This window comes from Salmonella sp. 32120201201600049SM (assembly GCF_017572835.1).
GTDB lineage: Bacteria > Pseudomonadota > Gammaproteobacteria > Enterobacterales > Enterobacteriaceae > Salmonella > Salmonella enterica.
The window spans coordinates 167,269-181,653 of sequence record NZ_JAGESA010000004.1 but is presented as its reverse complement, the minus strand read 5'-3'; the positions used below and the strand labels follow the sequence as shown (position 1 = coordinate 181,653).

The window sequence follows — 14,385 nt, the reverse complement described above, 5'->3', positions numbered from 1 at the left end:
ACGCGCCTTCGAATCTCAAACTAATAGTCCAGATTAATGCAAATAAGCAGTGATATTATCTGAAATAGCGAGGGGCAGCATAATACTCTACCATTTTATCCGCCAGCCAGCCGCCGTCTTCACCGTTAGAATGGATTGTCGTAATACTGATAGTAGAACCACCGCCCCATAAGATCGAAAAGACGTTAAAGTCCGGTAGGTTCAGCGCCTGCATCTGGCCCCAGTCATACCCTTTATCTTTACGTAAAAAGTCGCCGACGGTCGGGACGCCGTAAGTCGCGCTATTTAAGGCCGTATTGAGTAGCTGCAAAGAGAGCGTGTCAGGATCGCTGCCAATACGGGCGTCACCCATAAAAAAGGTTCCGCCGGATGCAAAGTGCGCAGCGCTGATTTTACTGACGCCCTCTTCTACTGTAGGCATATGGCCGCCAGGGATTTGCCACAGCATGGCGGGCGTCAGCAGCGCTTTCGTCACCTGTTTGACCATCGCCAGGTAATTAAGCCAGCATGTCGCATTCCAGCCATAGTGGGCAAGCGCATCAGGACTGAAACAGTCACGCTCAAATTTATCAAACGCAATAAAGTCCGGCGCATATTCTCCGCTGTAAACGCCCAGTTCATGAATAAATCCGGCGATCGCCTGCCCTTCAGCTACCGGATCAGCGGTATCGCGCAGCACCCAGTCCGCCGTTCCTGTCGCCCAGACATTCGTCTGCCAGCCAAAAGCCACATCCGGGGCAAACTGACGAACAAGATAGTTCACCGCCTGAATATAGCCGTAGAGATCGTCGCTAAACGTCGGCAACGAAGGCGCGATAAAGCCAGCCATCGCCGGTAATGCTTGTATCGCCGCCGCCAGTTGGGCATTCACCGGCACACTGTTTTTTTGCCGTACTACGGTATAGCCATACGGTCCTTGCTGTAGCGCCCCGAGAAAATCCGGATTAAGCACAAAGGTGGCCGGGACAGGATGCGTCTCATCTTTGTATGACTGCGCCGCCAGACACTGGGTAATAAAGTTACCAAAATGGTTACGTAGCTTTTGCGCATCCTGTAAATCCGCCAGCGCGCTACCGCCGCTGGCATTCGCGGTATAAATGACCATTACCGGCATGACGCTACGCCCGGCTTCTTTTTCTATCTGGCGCACCAGCGCAACGGTTTTATGGATCGGTAACGTCGCGTAATCCAGAAAACCATCCCCGTTCACGTCAACCTCCGCGGCCGGAACCGGATCGCCGCCGCCGTCAAAACCATCGTATTTAAACAACGCGCTAAACGGTATATCGCGATAAAGAGAAACCGTCTCTGGCGCGTTAACCGTCACGCCGCCATGAGCAAGGTAATCAGGCCAACCTTTTACCTGTAGCGTCACGCCGGGCAGAAACTCCAGCGCCACATGGTTGACCTTTTGCAACAACCGTAGCGGCCCGGCCTGTTCACAACGCCACGGCACACTGTCGATGAAAATATCGTCCGTCTGAACATCATACAGCCCGGGCGCAAAGCGTAATGCCAACGTCTGCCGATCGCTGCCGCTCTCCAGCATTAATGAGTATTGATATTTACCGCTGCTGAACAGATAACGCTGCGGCGCGACGCCATCGGGCAGACCCAGTATAGTGGCATCCACCGTCACGAAACTCGCCGTGTCGAGCGCTGACTGTTGGTAAGCGACAGCAACCTCGGCAACCTGCGCCGCAGCAGGGATAAACCCCGTAAGCTGTATGGGGGCCGATATAAAGCGGTTATTAATCATCGCAGGCTGCAGATTGACCGTATAATGATGCCCCGCCAGTAGCCGGGTGATTAACTGCGGTTGGTTGGCGATCAGCGTGACGGTACGCTCATCCGCTTGCGTAGCATCGGCGATCTCAACGGTCAATTTCGCATGACCAAGCGCAGGGGCGTCAATCATCAGACGCGCGCTGGCATAATAGACAATCGGCAGACAGGATACCTGGACCTGCGCGGCGGCATCGCCGGATTGCAGCGTAACGGTAAAAGAGGACTCGACTGGCGCGATTTGCATCTCATCATTCGCCAGTACCGGTACGGTAAGCCGATACGTTCCTGCGCTAAGATCGCCTATTGTCAGAACCTCTCCCCACTCACCGACAAAGCGCCGGGTTTCGCCGGCAGGAAACAGCAGCTCAATCGCCGGTTTGAGCGCCACGGTCTGCGTCATGGCAGGAAAATGAACACAAATTTTTCCCTGACGGGCAGGGTCATGGGCCAACGTCGCGCTCAAATCGCTGATGGCAACTGGCATCTGCGTGGCAGCCAGATAGCACTGTAATTCGGCGGTATCCCCCGCCGCCAGCATCAGCGCGCCGTCATGATTAATGGTGATGGTATTCTTCTCGATGGGCCATCCCCCATCGCTGGCCAGCGTCACAGCCTGATTCCCCAGCATTGTTCCCTGAAACGGACTGTAGGGATCGGGGTGCGCGCTGGCCGTAAAATTCAGTTGAAGCTGATTGAGATCTACCGCCTGGGCGTAGAGGTTGGTCAGCGTAAAGGTGACGCGTTGATACCAACTCGCGGTATTCAACTCGCTAACGTTAAGCGTAAGGCCGCGTTCCTGAAGGTCGTTATCCTTTTCCGGCGCATCGGGTTCGGCGGGTTGTTCGTCTGCAGCGGGTATCGCTGGCGTCTCCTGATCGGATGGGGTTTCAGACTCTGCGTCTTCGGATGACGATGACGCCAGCGTCAAGGTGATGGCGGACATTTTTACCGGCACCTGCGTCGCCGCGAGGCTGAAAGAGAGCGTCCCGCGTTCGCCCGGCTGAAGAAGTAATGCATCGCTGTTATTAATGATGATGTTGTTAGTTTCCAGCGTGCCATACGAACTCTCATTCAGCGTAAGCGGCAGGTTCCCTTTGAGCGTACCGCCGCTATTTCCCCATGGATCGATGTGCCCGGAAGCCGTGAATGATATTGCGGCATGGTTCATATCGACCGCATTACCGCTCTCATTGATGAAAGTTAAGGTGATTTTTTGATACCAGCTGTTGACGTCAAATGCGCTGGCGTGAATGGAAATGGTCATGGTCTACTCTTCCTCTGTCCCTGGTGGAGAAAAGCCCCGGTAAACCGGGGCTTGAATCATGAAGCCCAATACATCGTCTTAATACCGTGTATTAGTAAGCGCCAAGATCGGTCCATGCACCGCCGACACCGCAGTTCAGGTCAGGCTGGTTGCCCATAGACCACCATTTCACCTGATAGTTATGGCCTTTCCAGCTAACGATTTCGAAAGAACCCCAGTTTGCGCCATAAACGGTAGAAGCATCCCACTGCGCGTAAGGTGACGTTTTGTCATCTGCTGGCGTATCATCCTCAGCCGGCGTGGTATCTTCTTCCTCGTCCGGTACAGGAACGATAATCTCTTCTTCCTCTTCCGGTTCCGGTTGAACCTGAGATAGCGCAGGCACAGCCGTCAGAACAAAGCGCTGTTGAGAGGACGGTTCGTTGTAGCAGTCGCGTACAAACAGGGTGAACTGGAAGGCTGTTTTTTCGCTAACTTCCGGTACCACAACCTCAATGATTTCAGCCGTTTTGTCTGCCACAGTGATTTGAGAAGGCACGCCCCAGCTAAAGGACAGCTCATCGTTATCTTCATCAGAAGAACCTGCGCCAGACAGCTGTACCGTAGATCCGCCTACAACCATCAGTTCAATCGCCGCTTTCGGCGCGTGGTTGACCTTCTGCGCGTCGTCGCTGTCGCTCTGCTCTTCATCTTTTTCTACATTGATACCTTCAAAGTAGAACGGTTCCATATCGATAACTTCAGATTCGATTTCATAACCCAGACCTTCACGCACGGCGTTAACCAGCACGCCGTTGTCCTGATCGATAGTCCAGGTAAACACGCCGCCCAGGCCCAGTTTCGCTGCATATTCGCCTTTTGCTTTGACAGTACGCGGCGTATCCAGGGATAAAAACAGTTTGGATTCCGGGCTATACAGGTAGTCAGCATCAGCGACCTGGTCGGTGTAAACGTTGAAACCGTTACGGCCTTTCTGGTTTTCCAGATCCAGGTAGCTATAAATGACGTCATACCATTCGCTGGTGCCGGATTCGAAGGAACCGGTAGTAGGGCCTGAACCTGGGTTGTAAGAACCTTTCAGCGGCGACAGGGATTCAATTTCTACCTGACGAGCGTTACGGGTATAGCCGGCATAACCGATGTTGATACGGTCAGCGGAGAAACCTTCCGCCAGCAGGTGATCAACGATAGTTTCGACAGCCCAGCCGCCCTCTTCCAGCGCTTTGCGGTTGGTGTGGTGGCCCAGCGTTTCCGCCCACGGCGTACCGAAGAAGTCATAGGTCATCAGGTTGATGCCATACAGGCCGGCAGCCATCAGATCTTTTACTTTCGCATAGTCAAAAATAGTAGTGACAGCAGAAGCGGCAATAGAGATCTTCACATTGCTCAGACCCGCGGAATCCAGCTGTTTACGCAGTTCGGCAATCAGCAGCGCGTAGTTAGCGCCATCTTCCGGACCAAACGGGTTGCCCGCCCCTTCATTGTTCGGGTATTCCCAGTCAATATCCACTTCGCTGAACATCGGGAACTGTTTGAACAGTTTCACCACGCCTTTGGCGAAGATTTTACGAGAAGAGTCAGAAGCGGCGGTTTCGTGGAACCCGTTACTCATGCTCCAGCCGCCGATACTCATGGAGAGCGCCAGCGTGTGACCTGCGGCTTTCGCTTTTGCCTGCATATCACGCAGCGCGCCCAGCAGACCCTTGGCGTTAGACTGAGTTACAGTCTTCGGATCCACATCCCAGCCGCTGACATCAAAGCCGAGGTTGATATAAGACTGGAAGTCGCCCCATGGGTCGAGGAAGGTCGGCTCATATTTCACTTTGCCGCACAGCGCTGCCGCTTCTGCTACGACATCGCGGTCTTCTGTATCAATTTTTCTGAAACCGGTGATGCCAACAAAGCCAAAAATCAGTTTGTCATAAGCCGTCGGTGAAACTTTGGTTAAATCATAACCACGGCCCGGTTGGGACATATTGCCTTGCAGACGGCTGTCATACTGTGACCAGTCGGTGTAATAACCGAATACCTTCGGTTTAGTCGTGGAATTTTTATATTTATTGTATACCGGTTTCGCAACACGAGCGGAAGTATAGCTTATTTTATCATCGCTTGTTGCAGGGTCAAAACCATTCGCTGCATGAGTAGTTTCAGTAATTGTATCGCCTTGAATCAGTTTGCTTGTAGCCATTTTCAAATTTCCTTTTACGTTTCAAAATTGTCGCAGCTCGTTCTGCGGGGTCCATAATCGTTACAGGCATAAAAAATAGCTAATCACAAAACATCATCTTTTTAGATGATATAAAAATCATAAAAATGAGGTTAACAACACCGTCTAACGAAGAGAAAACAACACCTCTCAGCGCCCGCTTATTCCGTTCTGGTGAGAACATAGTAAATATCATTTATCATGTAATTAAATATCATTTAATTACAATGAAATAATGTGATTACACTCGCTATAGACAATGACAATACAATAAAACCAGTGACATTTATTGGATTAAGACATTTCTCATACAATATAGTCACCACAGACAACCAGGATGTACATTTCTAAAGGAAGACGTTATGAAAACTTATATCATTAATAGCAATTGCATTTACAATGAAGGTAAATATGAACTGAGGACGGTCTCAAATTCACAGGTTATTAAAATGACTGCGATGAGAGCCAAATGTCTCAGTTTCATCATCGAGAATGCTCATCTGGAGATTATCGAGCGACAAAAAATAACCACTGCGTTATGGGGAAGTCGAAGCCACTATGTTAATGATGCAAATCTAACGCAGATTCTCTATTTAATCAGACGTGACCTTAAAGCGCTTGGTATTAACGATCTTTTTATTACCATTCCAAGACAAGGTCTCAAAGTGAATAGTGATATCGCCATTATCGCGACGGATAGCGAAACAAAGGGAAGAAAAAAACAGATTGTACGGCAAACCATCGCCGCCCTGACGACCGTATTTTCAGTAACGTTAGGTTCTCTCATGTACCTGCATATTCACTAAGCGAAGGAAAGGGAAGATGAATCCAATTATAGATGGAATTATTGCGCTTGAAGGCGGTTACGTATTTAACCCTAAAGATAAAGGCGGCGCCACCCATTGGGGCATTACCGAAGCCACGGCGCGAGCGCATGGATATGCTGGCGATATGCGGGATCTGACCCACGCTGAAGCCTACGCGATTCTTGAAGAGGATTACTGGATAAAACCAGGTTTTGACGTCATCTCGACGCTATCGTGGCCAGTCTCCTTCGAGCTGTGCGATGCGGCAGTCAACATAGGCGCTTACCACCCCAGCGCGTGGCTGCAACGCTGGTTGAACGTCTTTAATCACGAAGGTAAACGCTACCCGGATATTCATGTGGATGGCAATATTGGCCCGCGGACGCTTGCCGCTCTCGAACATTATTTGGCCTGGCGAGGCCAGGAAGGGGAAGCCGTTTTGGTGAAAGCCCTCAATTGCAGTCAGGGCACGTACTACTTAAACGTTGCTGAGAAAAACCACAATAACGAACAATTTATTTATGGCTGGATCAAGAATAGAGTGACCTAGACCCGGCTGAAAAAAGACGCGTAAAAGGCTCACGGATGAGCCTGATACTGCGAATGATAATTAATCTGAATTATTACCTTCGATAATTTTTTTAATCCGCCGCCCAAGAATCTTTAAGATCGGACTCGCGAAAACACCGCCTAAGCCTGCCGCCAACAGAACAATGTTGAAACTGCATTCTTTTTCGATCGCAATCGCGCTTAACAAGAAACTGGTGAAGCAGGAAATCACGATCTGCGTTAAGCAATATTTAATACTTTCATGAGAACTATTATATTCTGTCTTATCTTTGCGTAAAAGATAGCTGACAAAGCCTCCCCACGCGCCAATCGAAATAATAGTGAGTAAGATCTCTAGCTCCAATAGCACAACTTCCGTTGTCGACACATGGTTGGGAATAGACATTTTAACACTCCGAAATCATTATAAATGAATAATTAACACAAGGAGTGTAAGCGCCCTGTCAGAAGGGTAAAAATCAAAGCACATCATTTAAAACCATATTAAATCAAAGCGTAAAAATGAGGTGTATTAGCGACGGAAGGAGGAAAGCGTTTGTAACATACTTACCATCTCATTAATCGTCGATATATTTCTACTATTTTTATTCCAGGATGCATAGACCTGAACTGACTTCAAAGCCAGTTCGGGCGGAGGCTGAATAAATTTAATGTCATATTTACGATGATTTTTATAAAAAAGCGCTAATTTCAAAGGCATCAATGCAATCAATGAGGTTCGTTCGATCATGCTCATCAAACCGCTAATCGAATCACTGCGATAGCCGACAATACGCCTGCCAGTATAGTAAAGCTCATCCTTAAATAACTCGCTATCATGATATATCACTGAAGCCCCCATCCCCGGCTGATATAACGCATGACGCGAAGAATAAAAATGATGTAGCGACAGTTGTGAGAGGGTACTCAGCATGTGTTTACTGCTACAGATACAAACAAATGATTTAAAACTATCAATAATTTGATTCTCTATGCCGGACTCCAGCAAAGGTTCGGCACTAATCAACAGATCGCCTTGCGCAGTAAACAGAAGTTCGCTGATATGCTCCCGACTCATATTTCTGACAGTGAAATGATTTATCAAAATACGGTCAAATATATCGCTGTTATAGAGCTGAGAAAGATAATAGCTTTCAACAATATCACTGCCTAATAACGTTATCTGGAACGCTTCATCTTTTTTGCTATTACAGAGAAATGTGTCATCCACCAGTTTCATCACCTGACTGAAATTTTGGTGAATGTCGACAGCCTTAGCTGTGGGGATGAGCCCGCCTTTCCCTCTGCTAAACAGTTCTTCCGGGTAATAACTCTGCAGGCGCTTTAACGCCAGAGAAACGGCAGCCGGTGTAATGCCTAACTTTTTTGCCGCCATAGCCGCATTTCCTGACAAAATAACAGCGTCAAGAATTTTGATTAAATTATAATCAAAGCTCTTGTTGGCACCTTTCGATCCCATTCGCTGTCTGCCTCCGGAAACTAAAAAAAGCAATATAGATAATACTCAAGATAAATCAATTCACAGCATCTAAAAAAGCAATCATTAATGTCATCACATCACGTTTTTTTAAAGAATAAGCGTATACAAAACTGCTGATTAACATCAATTTGTTTATCAGTAAAAACAAAATATCAACAAATGAGAGGATACGATGCGTTTAACAGAAGCCTGGGCGCGTACAGGCAGAAAAAAGCCCGGATATACACCCGGGCTGAAGAAAAATACAACGGGAAAAAGATTAGCGAGTCAAATCGTCAAAGAATTTTTTCACGCCGTCAAAGAAGCTTTTTGAACGCGGGCTGTTTTTCTCTCCCGTCGGGCCGCCAAAACTTTCCTGAAGATCTTTTAGCAATTGCTTCTGTTTTTCGCTCAGACCGACCGGCGTTTCAACCACCACACGGCACAGCAAATCGCCCTGCGCGCCACCGCGTACGGACTTCACGCCTTTGCCGCGCATACGGAACAGCTTGCCCGTTTGTGTTTCGCTCGGTACTTTCAGCATCACGCGACCATCTAACGTCGGCACTTCAATTTCACCGCCCAGCGCCGCCATCGCAAAGTTGATCGGCACTTCGCAATAAAGATTATTGCCTTCACGCTCGAAAATAGGGTGTTGTTTCACCTGGACCTGAACGTACAAGTCGCCTGCCGGTGCGCCATGCTCGCCCGCTTCGCCCTCGCCTGCCAGACGAATACGATCGCCGGTATCCACGCCCGCCGGGATTTTAACGGACAGAGTTTTACTCTTTTCAACACGCCCATGACCGTGACATTTATGGCACGGATCTTTGATCAGCGTACCGCGTCCCTGACAGTGTGGGCAGGTCTGCTGTACAGCAAAGAATCCCTGGCGCATCTGTACCTGACCAGAACCATGACAGGTCGGACAGGTTTGCGGTTGCGTACCAGCTTTCGCGCCGCTGCCGTGGCAAACGTCGCACTCCTCCAGCGTCGGAATACGGATCTCTTTGGTCACGCCACGCACCGCTTCTTCCAGGGTGAGATCCATGTTATAACGCAAATCAGCCCCACGCGCCGCACGTTGGCGACCACGCCCGCCGCCAAAGATATCGCCAAAAACGTCACCAAAGATATCACTGAAATCAGCGCCGCCATTAAAGCCGCCGCCAAATCCGCCGCCCATCCCGCCTTGTTCAAACGCGGCGTGACCATACTGATCGTAGGCTGCGCGTTTTTGCGCATCGGTCAGCACTTCGTAGGCTTCTTTAATCTCTTTAAACTTAGCTTCGGCCTCTTTATCCCCCTGATTGCGGTCCGGATGATATTTCATGGCCAGGCGCTTATACGCCTTTTTGATTTCACGCTCTTCCGCTGTTTTGGAAACGCCTAAAATCTCGTAGTAATCTCTTTTCGCCATCTCTTTTTATCTGCCCTTAACATGCATACACGGGCGGAGAGGAAACCTCTTCGCCCGTGCCAGTAATTACCCGTTCAAAGGGCGATTATTTTTTATCTTTTACTTCTTCAAACTCAGCGTCGACAACGTCGTCATCTTTCGCGTTGTTTGCAGAAGCGTCAGCGGAGCCAGCCTGCTGCTGCGCATGTTGCTGCTGAGCGATTTCCATCAATTTCTGGGAAACCTGCGCCAGTTCCTGCATTTTCGCTTCGATAGCGGCTTTATCTTCGCCTTTCAGGGCAGTTTCCAGCGCGCTCAGGGCAGACTCGATAGCGGTTTTGTCATCAGCCGGCAGTTTATCGCCTGCTTCTTCAACCTGCTTACGAGTGCTGTGCAGCAGATGGTCGCCCTGGTTACGGGTCTGAACCAGCTCTTCGAACTTACGGTCGGATTCAGCGTTCGCTTCTGCATCGCGAACCATTTTCTGAATTTCTTCCTCGTTCAGACCAGAAGACGCCTTGATAGTGATCTTCTGCTCTTTGCCGCTGTTTTTATCTTTCGCGGAGACGTGCAGGATACCGTCAGCATCGATATCGAAGGTGACTTCGATCTGCGGCATACCGCGCGGCGCCGGGTTGATGCCATCCAGGTTGAATTGACCCAGAGATTTGTTATCAGACGCACGCTTACGCTCACCCTGCAGCACATGGATGGTTACCGCAGACTGGTTGTCTTCCGCAGTAGAGAACACCTGGCTGTGCTTGGTCGGGATGGTGGTGTTTTTGGTGATAAGCGGAGTCATCACGCCACCCATCGTTTCGATACCCAGAGACAGCGGGGTAACGTCCAGCAGCAGTACGTCTTTCACATCACCGGTCAACACGCCGCCCTGTACCGCTGCGCCGATAGCCACAGCTTCGTCCGGGTTAACGTCTTTACGCGGCTCTTTACCAAAGAACTCAGCCACTTTTTTCTGCACCATTGGCATACGGGTCTGACCGCCGACGAGGATCACGTCGTTGATATCAGACACGGACAGGCCAGCGTCCTGCAGTGCGACTTTCAGCGGCTCGATAGAACGGTTCACCAGATCTTCAACCAGGCTTTCCAGTTTCGCACGAGTCACTTTGATGTTCATGTGTTTCGGACCGGTGGCATCTGCGGTAATGTACGGCAGGTTCACGTCGGTCTGCTGCGCAGAAGACAGCTCGATTTTGGCTTTTTCTGCGGCTTCTTTCAGGCGCTGCATGGCCAGCGGATCGTTACGCAGGTCAATGCCCTGATCTTTCTTAAACTCGTCAACGAGGTAGTTGATCAGGCGGGTATCGAAGTCTTCACCACCCAGGTGGGTATCACCGTTGGTTGCCAGAACTTCAAAGGTTTTTTCGCCATCAACTTCGTCGATTTCGATAATAGAGATATCGAAAGTACCACCACCGAGGTCGTAAACCGCGATAGTACGGTTGCCGACTTCTTTATCCAGACCGTAAGCCAGCGCTGCGGCAGTCGGTTCGTTGATGATACGTTTAACTTCCAGCCCCGCGATACGACCAGCATCTTTGGTAGCCTGACGCTGCGCATCGTTAAAGTAAGCCGGTACGGTGATAACCGCTTCAGTTACCGGTTCGCCCAGATAATCTTCAGCCGTTTTCTTCATTTTCTTCAGCACTTCGGCAGAAATCTGCGGCGGCGCCATTTTCTGACCTTTCACATCAAGCCATGCGTCGCCGTTGTCGGCGCCGATGATTTTGTACGGCATGATAGAAACGTCACGTTGAACTTCTTCGTCCTGGAAGCGGCGGCCAATCAGGCGTTTAATCGCAAACAGGGTGTTTTGCGGGTTTGTCACTGCCTGACGTTTAGCCGGCTGACCAACCAGAGTTTCACCATCCTGGGTATAAGCAATGATAGAAGGCGTAGTGCGATCGCCCTCGGCGTTCTCCAGCACGCGTGCCTGCGTTCCATCCATAATCGCTACACAAGAGTTGGTAGTACCCAGGTCGATACCAATAATTTTACCCATCTAAACGTCTCCACTAAAAATTCGGTCATCATGTGGTTGTGAATCTGTAATAAGGGCGAAACGTGCGGTTTCAACTACCCTGAATCGTTTTTTTTCAGACTCACCACTGCGGTTGACTACAAGATGGGGTCGTAACCCACGTCATCAAGGGGGAGATGAAAAAATTTTTTAGTGACGAGAGGGCGCGATGGAAAACCAGACAGATAAACATTCATGAAATAAATTAAATAACGAATACCATTCACATAAAAATTGTAATAAAAAGAAAAGATTACAAAACTGAATCGTTGCCATGAGCAGAGTATGATAGACGGTATTGCTTATTGAACCCGTCAAAGAGAAATTCCATGCGATCTGTGTTAACGATTTCCGCCGGCCTGCTTTTCGGCCTGGCGTTAAGTAGCGTCGCGCACGCGAACGACCATAAAATACTGGGTGTTATTGCCATGCCCAGAAATGAAACGAACGATCTCACGCTGAAAATTCCCGTCTGCCGCATCGTGAAGCGCATTCAACTCACGGCGGATCACGGCGACATCGAACTTAGCGGCGCATCCGTCTATTTTAAAACTGCGCGTAGCGCCAGCCAAAGCCTGAACGTCCCTTCCTCAATCAAAGAAGGCCAGACGACAGGCTGGATCAATATTAATAGCGATAACGACAACAAACGCTGCGTATCAAAGATTACCTTCTCAGGCCATACGGTAAATTCTTCCGATATGGCGAGACTTAAAGTCATTGGCGACGATTAATCGCTGTTATTTCTATTCCAAAAGCCAGACTGAAAATGAACGTCACCTATTTACACGACGAGGATTTAGACTTTCTTCAGCATTGTAGCGAAGAACAACTCGCCGATTTCGCCCGTTTGCTGACGCATAACGAAAAGGGCAAAGCTCGCTTGTCGAGCGTTCTTAGCCATAACGAGCTGTTCAAAGCGATGGAAGGTCACCCGGAGCAACACCGCCGTAACTGGCAGCTCATTGCCGGCGAGTTTCAGCATTACGGCGGCGACAGTATCGCCAACAAATTGCGCGGACACGGAAAACAGTACCGCGCGATTCTGCTGGATGTCGCAAAACGGCTAAAACTCAAAGCAGATAAAAGCATGTCGACGTTTGAAATAGAACAGCAACTGCTGGAGCATTTTTTACGTCATACCTGGCAGAAGATGGACGCGGCGCATAAGCAGGAATTTCTGCAAGCCGTAGACGCCAAAGTTTCTGAACTGGAAGAACTGCTGCCGCTGCTCATGAAAGATCGCAGTCTGGCAAAAGGGGTCTCCCACCTGCTTTCCACCCAGCTTACCCGCATTTTGCGTACCCATGCCGCAATGAGCATCCTGGGCCACGGATTGCTGCGCGGCGCAGGTCTTGGCGGCCCGGTCGGCGCGGCGTTAAACGGCGTCAAAGCGATGAGCGGCAGCGCGTATCGCGTGACTATTCCGGCGGTGTTGCAAATAGCCTGCCTGCGACGAATGATGGCAGCCGTTCAGGCGTGAATGCCCTCACAGGGGGAAATATTTTCTTTTCCCCCTTATTAGATCATAGACAGTCCTCTTCCCCCTGATTATTATGCCGCGCCCCGAATACGGAACTCGTTATTCTGGGAAACTATTTCACCATTCAATTATGATGATTTTGAGGAATTATGGGCAACACTAAGTTGGCTAATCCGGCACCGCTGGGCCTGATGGGCTTCGGCATGACCACCATTCTGCTTAACCTGCACAATGCCGGTTTTTTCGCCCTGGACGGTATTATTCTGGCGATGGGGATTTTCTACGGCGGTATCGCGCAAATTTTTGCCGGTCTGCTGGAGTATAAAAAAGGCAATACCTTTGGTTTAACGGCCTTTACCTCTTACGGTTCGTTCTGGCTGACGCTGGTCGCTATCCTGCTGATGCCGAAAATGGGCCTGACGGATGCGCCTGACGCTCAGCTACTCGGCGCTTATTTAGGTCTGTGGGGCGTGTTCACGCTGTTTATGTTCTTCGGTACGCTGAAAGCCGCCCGCGCGCTGCAATTTGTTTTCCTGAGCCTGACCGTACTGTTCGCTCTGCTGGCGGTCGGCAATATCACCGGTAACGAAGCAACTATCCATATCGCAGGCTGGGTTGGTCTGGTTTGCGGCGCCAGCGCTATTTATCTGGCGATGGGTGAAGTGCTAAACGAGCAATTTGGCCGCACTATTCTGCCAATCGGCGAGGCGCACTAAATCTCTTTTATTCCTCCCGCACCGGGAGGAATAACCCTACTATCAGTATTTTCCGGTCAGTCCGACATATTCTCACGTCTGGCGCTCTTTGGACGGAAAGCGGCAACCACTTCCGGCGCGGTTTCGACATACGGCCCGTCAAGCAGCTGTATGCAATACGGCACGCTCGCAAAAATGCCCGGCACGCTAACGCTGCCATCGTCCGCTTTTACGCCTTCCAGCGTTTCTTTGATCGATTTTGGCTGTCCAGGCAGATTAAGAATTAACGCCTGTTTACGGATAACGCCCACCTGGCGGGAAAGAATGGCGGTCGGCACAAAGCGCAGGCTGATCTGGCGCATCTGCTCGCCAAAACCTGGCATTTCACGGTCGGCGATGGCAAGGGTCGCGTCCGGCGTGACGTCGCGACGCGCCGGACCGGTACCGCCAGTGGTCAGCACCAGATGACAGCTCATCTCATCAACCAGTTCACACAACGTTTGCTCGATAATTTCCTGTTCATCAGGAATTAAGCGCCGCTGAACCTCGAAAGGCGTGGTCAGCGCAGAAGCGAGCCACTCCTCAAGCGCAGGAATGCCTTTATCCTGGTAAACGCCGCTTGAAGCGCGGTCGGAGATAGAAACTAAGCCAATACGTAAGGTATCCATGAT

Annotated in this window: 12 protein-coding genes; 5 read left to right on the top strand and 7 right to left on the bottom strand. The window is 50.0% G+C overall.

Features of this window, described 5'->3' with window-relative positions; genetic code table 11:
* Positions 1 to 55 precede the first annotated feature (55 nt).
* Positions 56 to 3,052 carry a hypothetical protein gene (locus J4650_RS11520; protein WP_023993823.1) on the bottom strand — a complete coding sequence of 999 codons (2,997 nt, stop codon included), beginning with the start codon at positions 3,050 to 3,052 and terminating at the stop codon, positions 56 to 58.
* Positions 3,053 to 3,143: 91 nt separating this feature from the next.
* A complete protein-coding gene (locus J4650_RS11515; protein WP_023993824.1) occupies positions 3,144 to 5,243 on the bottom strand; it encodes a glycosyl hydrolase family 18 protein in 2,100 nt (699 codons plus the stop codon).
* A 380-nt stretch (positions 5,244 to 5,623) separates the two neighbouring features.
* Here J4650_RS11515 and J4650_RS11510 point away from each other — a divergent pair, with 380 nt between their 5' ends.
* Positions 5,624 to 6,067 (top strand): transcriptional regulator, encoded by a 444-nt coding sequence (locus J4650_RS11510; RefSeq protein WP_000860681.1) that lies wholly within the window; start codon positions 5,624 to 5,626, stop codon positions 6,065 to 6,067.
* 16 nt (positions 6,068 to 6,083) lie between these two features.
* On the top strand, positions 6,084 to 6,617 hold the full coding sequence (locus tag J4650_RS11505; protein WP_001068132.1) for a glycoside hydrolase family 108 protein: 534 nt from the start codon (positions 6,084 to 6,086) through the stop codon (positions 6,615 to 6,617).
* Positions 6,618 to 6,677: 60 nt separating this feature from the next.
* Here the strand turns inward: J4650_RS11505 and J4650_RS11500 are convergent, their stop codons facing one another.
* The 4 genes from J4650_RS11500 to dnaK form a co-directional block, all read right to left on the bottom strand.
* Complete coding sequence (locus tag J4650_RS11500; RefSeq protein ID WP_000026889.1) at positions 6,678 to 7,022, bottom strand: phage holin family protein; 345 nt, start codon at positions 7,020 to 7,022, stop codon at positions 6,678 to 6,680.
* Between the two features lie 126 nt (positions 7,023 to 7,148).
* Complete coding sequence (locus J4650_RS11495; RefSeq protein WP_000534910.1) at positions 7,149 to 8,096, bottom strand: LysR family transcriptional regulator; 948 nt, start codon at positions 8,094 to 8,096, stop codon at positions 7,149 to 7,151.
* 280 nt (positions 8,097 to 8,376) lie between these two features.
* Complete coding sequence (dnaJ, locus tag J4650_RS11490) at positions 8,377 to 9,516, bottom strand: molecular chaperone DnaJ (RefSeq protein ID WP_001119009.1); 1,140 nt, start codon at positions 9,514 to 9,516, stop codon at positions 8,377 to 8,379.
* Positions 9,517 to 9,601: 85 nt separating this feature from the next.
* The gene (gene dnaK / locus J4650_RS11485; RefSeq protein ID WP_000516126.1) at positions 9,602 to 11,518 is read right to left on the bottom strand and encodes a molecular chaperone DnaK; all 1,917 of its coding nucleotides are present in this window, start codon (positions 11,516 to 11,518) and stop codon (positions 9,602 to 9,604) included.
* A 347-nt stretch (positions 11,519 to 11,865) separates the two neighbouring features.
* On the opposite strand from dnaK, the gene J4650_RS11480 reads away from it, so the two are divergent.
* The 3 genes from J4650_RS11480 (at position 11,866) to satP (ending at position 13,735) form a co-directional block, all read left to right on the top strand.
* The gene (locus J4650_RS11480) at positions 11,866 to 12,270 is read left to right on the top strand and encodes a DUF2541 family protein (RefSeq protein ID WP_001258086.1); all 405 of its coding nucleotides are present in this window, start codon (positions 11,866 to 11,868) and stop codon (positions 12,268 to 12,270) included.
* 35 nt (positions 12,271 to 12,305) lie between these two features.
* Positions 12,306 to 13,019: an acidic protein MsyB gene (msyB, locus tag J4650_RS11475; RefSeq protein WP_001103477.1), complete on the top strand. Its 714-nt coding sequence runs from the start codon at positions 12,306 to 12,308 to the stop codon at positions 13,017 to 13,019.
* A 149-nt stretch (positions 13,020 to 13,168) separates the two neighbouring features.
* Positions 13,169 to 13,735 (top strand): acetate uptake transporter, encoded by a 567-nt coding sequence (gene satP, locus J4650_RS11470; RefSeq protein WP_000528527.1) that lies wholly within the window; start codon positions 13,169 to 13,171, stop codon positions 13,733 to 13,735.
* A 56-nt stretch (positions 13,736 to 13,791) separates the two neighbouring features.
* Here satP and mog read toward each other — a convergent pair whose 3' ends face one another.
* Complete coding sequence (gene mog, locus J4650_RS11465) at positions 13,792 to 14,382, bottom strand: molybdopterin adenylyltransferase (protein WP_000380372.1); 591 nt, start codon at positions 14,380 to 14,382, stop codon at positions 13,792 to 13,794.
* Between the last annotated feature and the right edge of the window lie 3 nt (positions 14,383 to 14,385).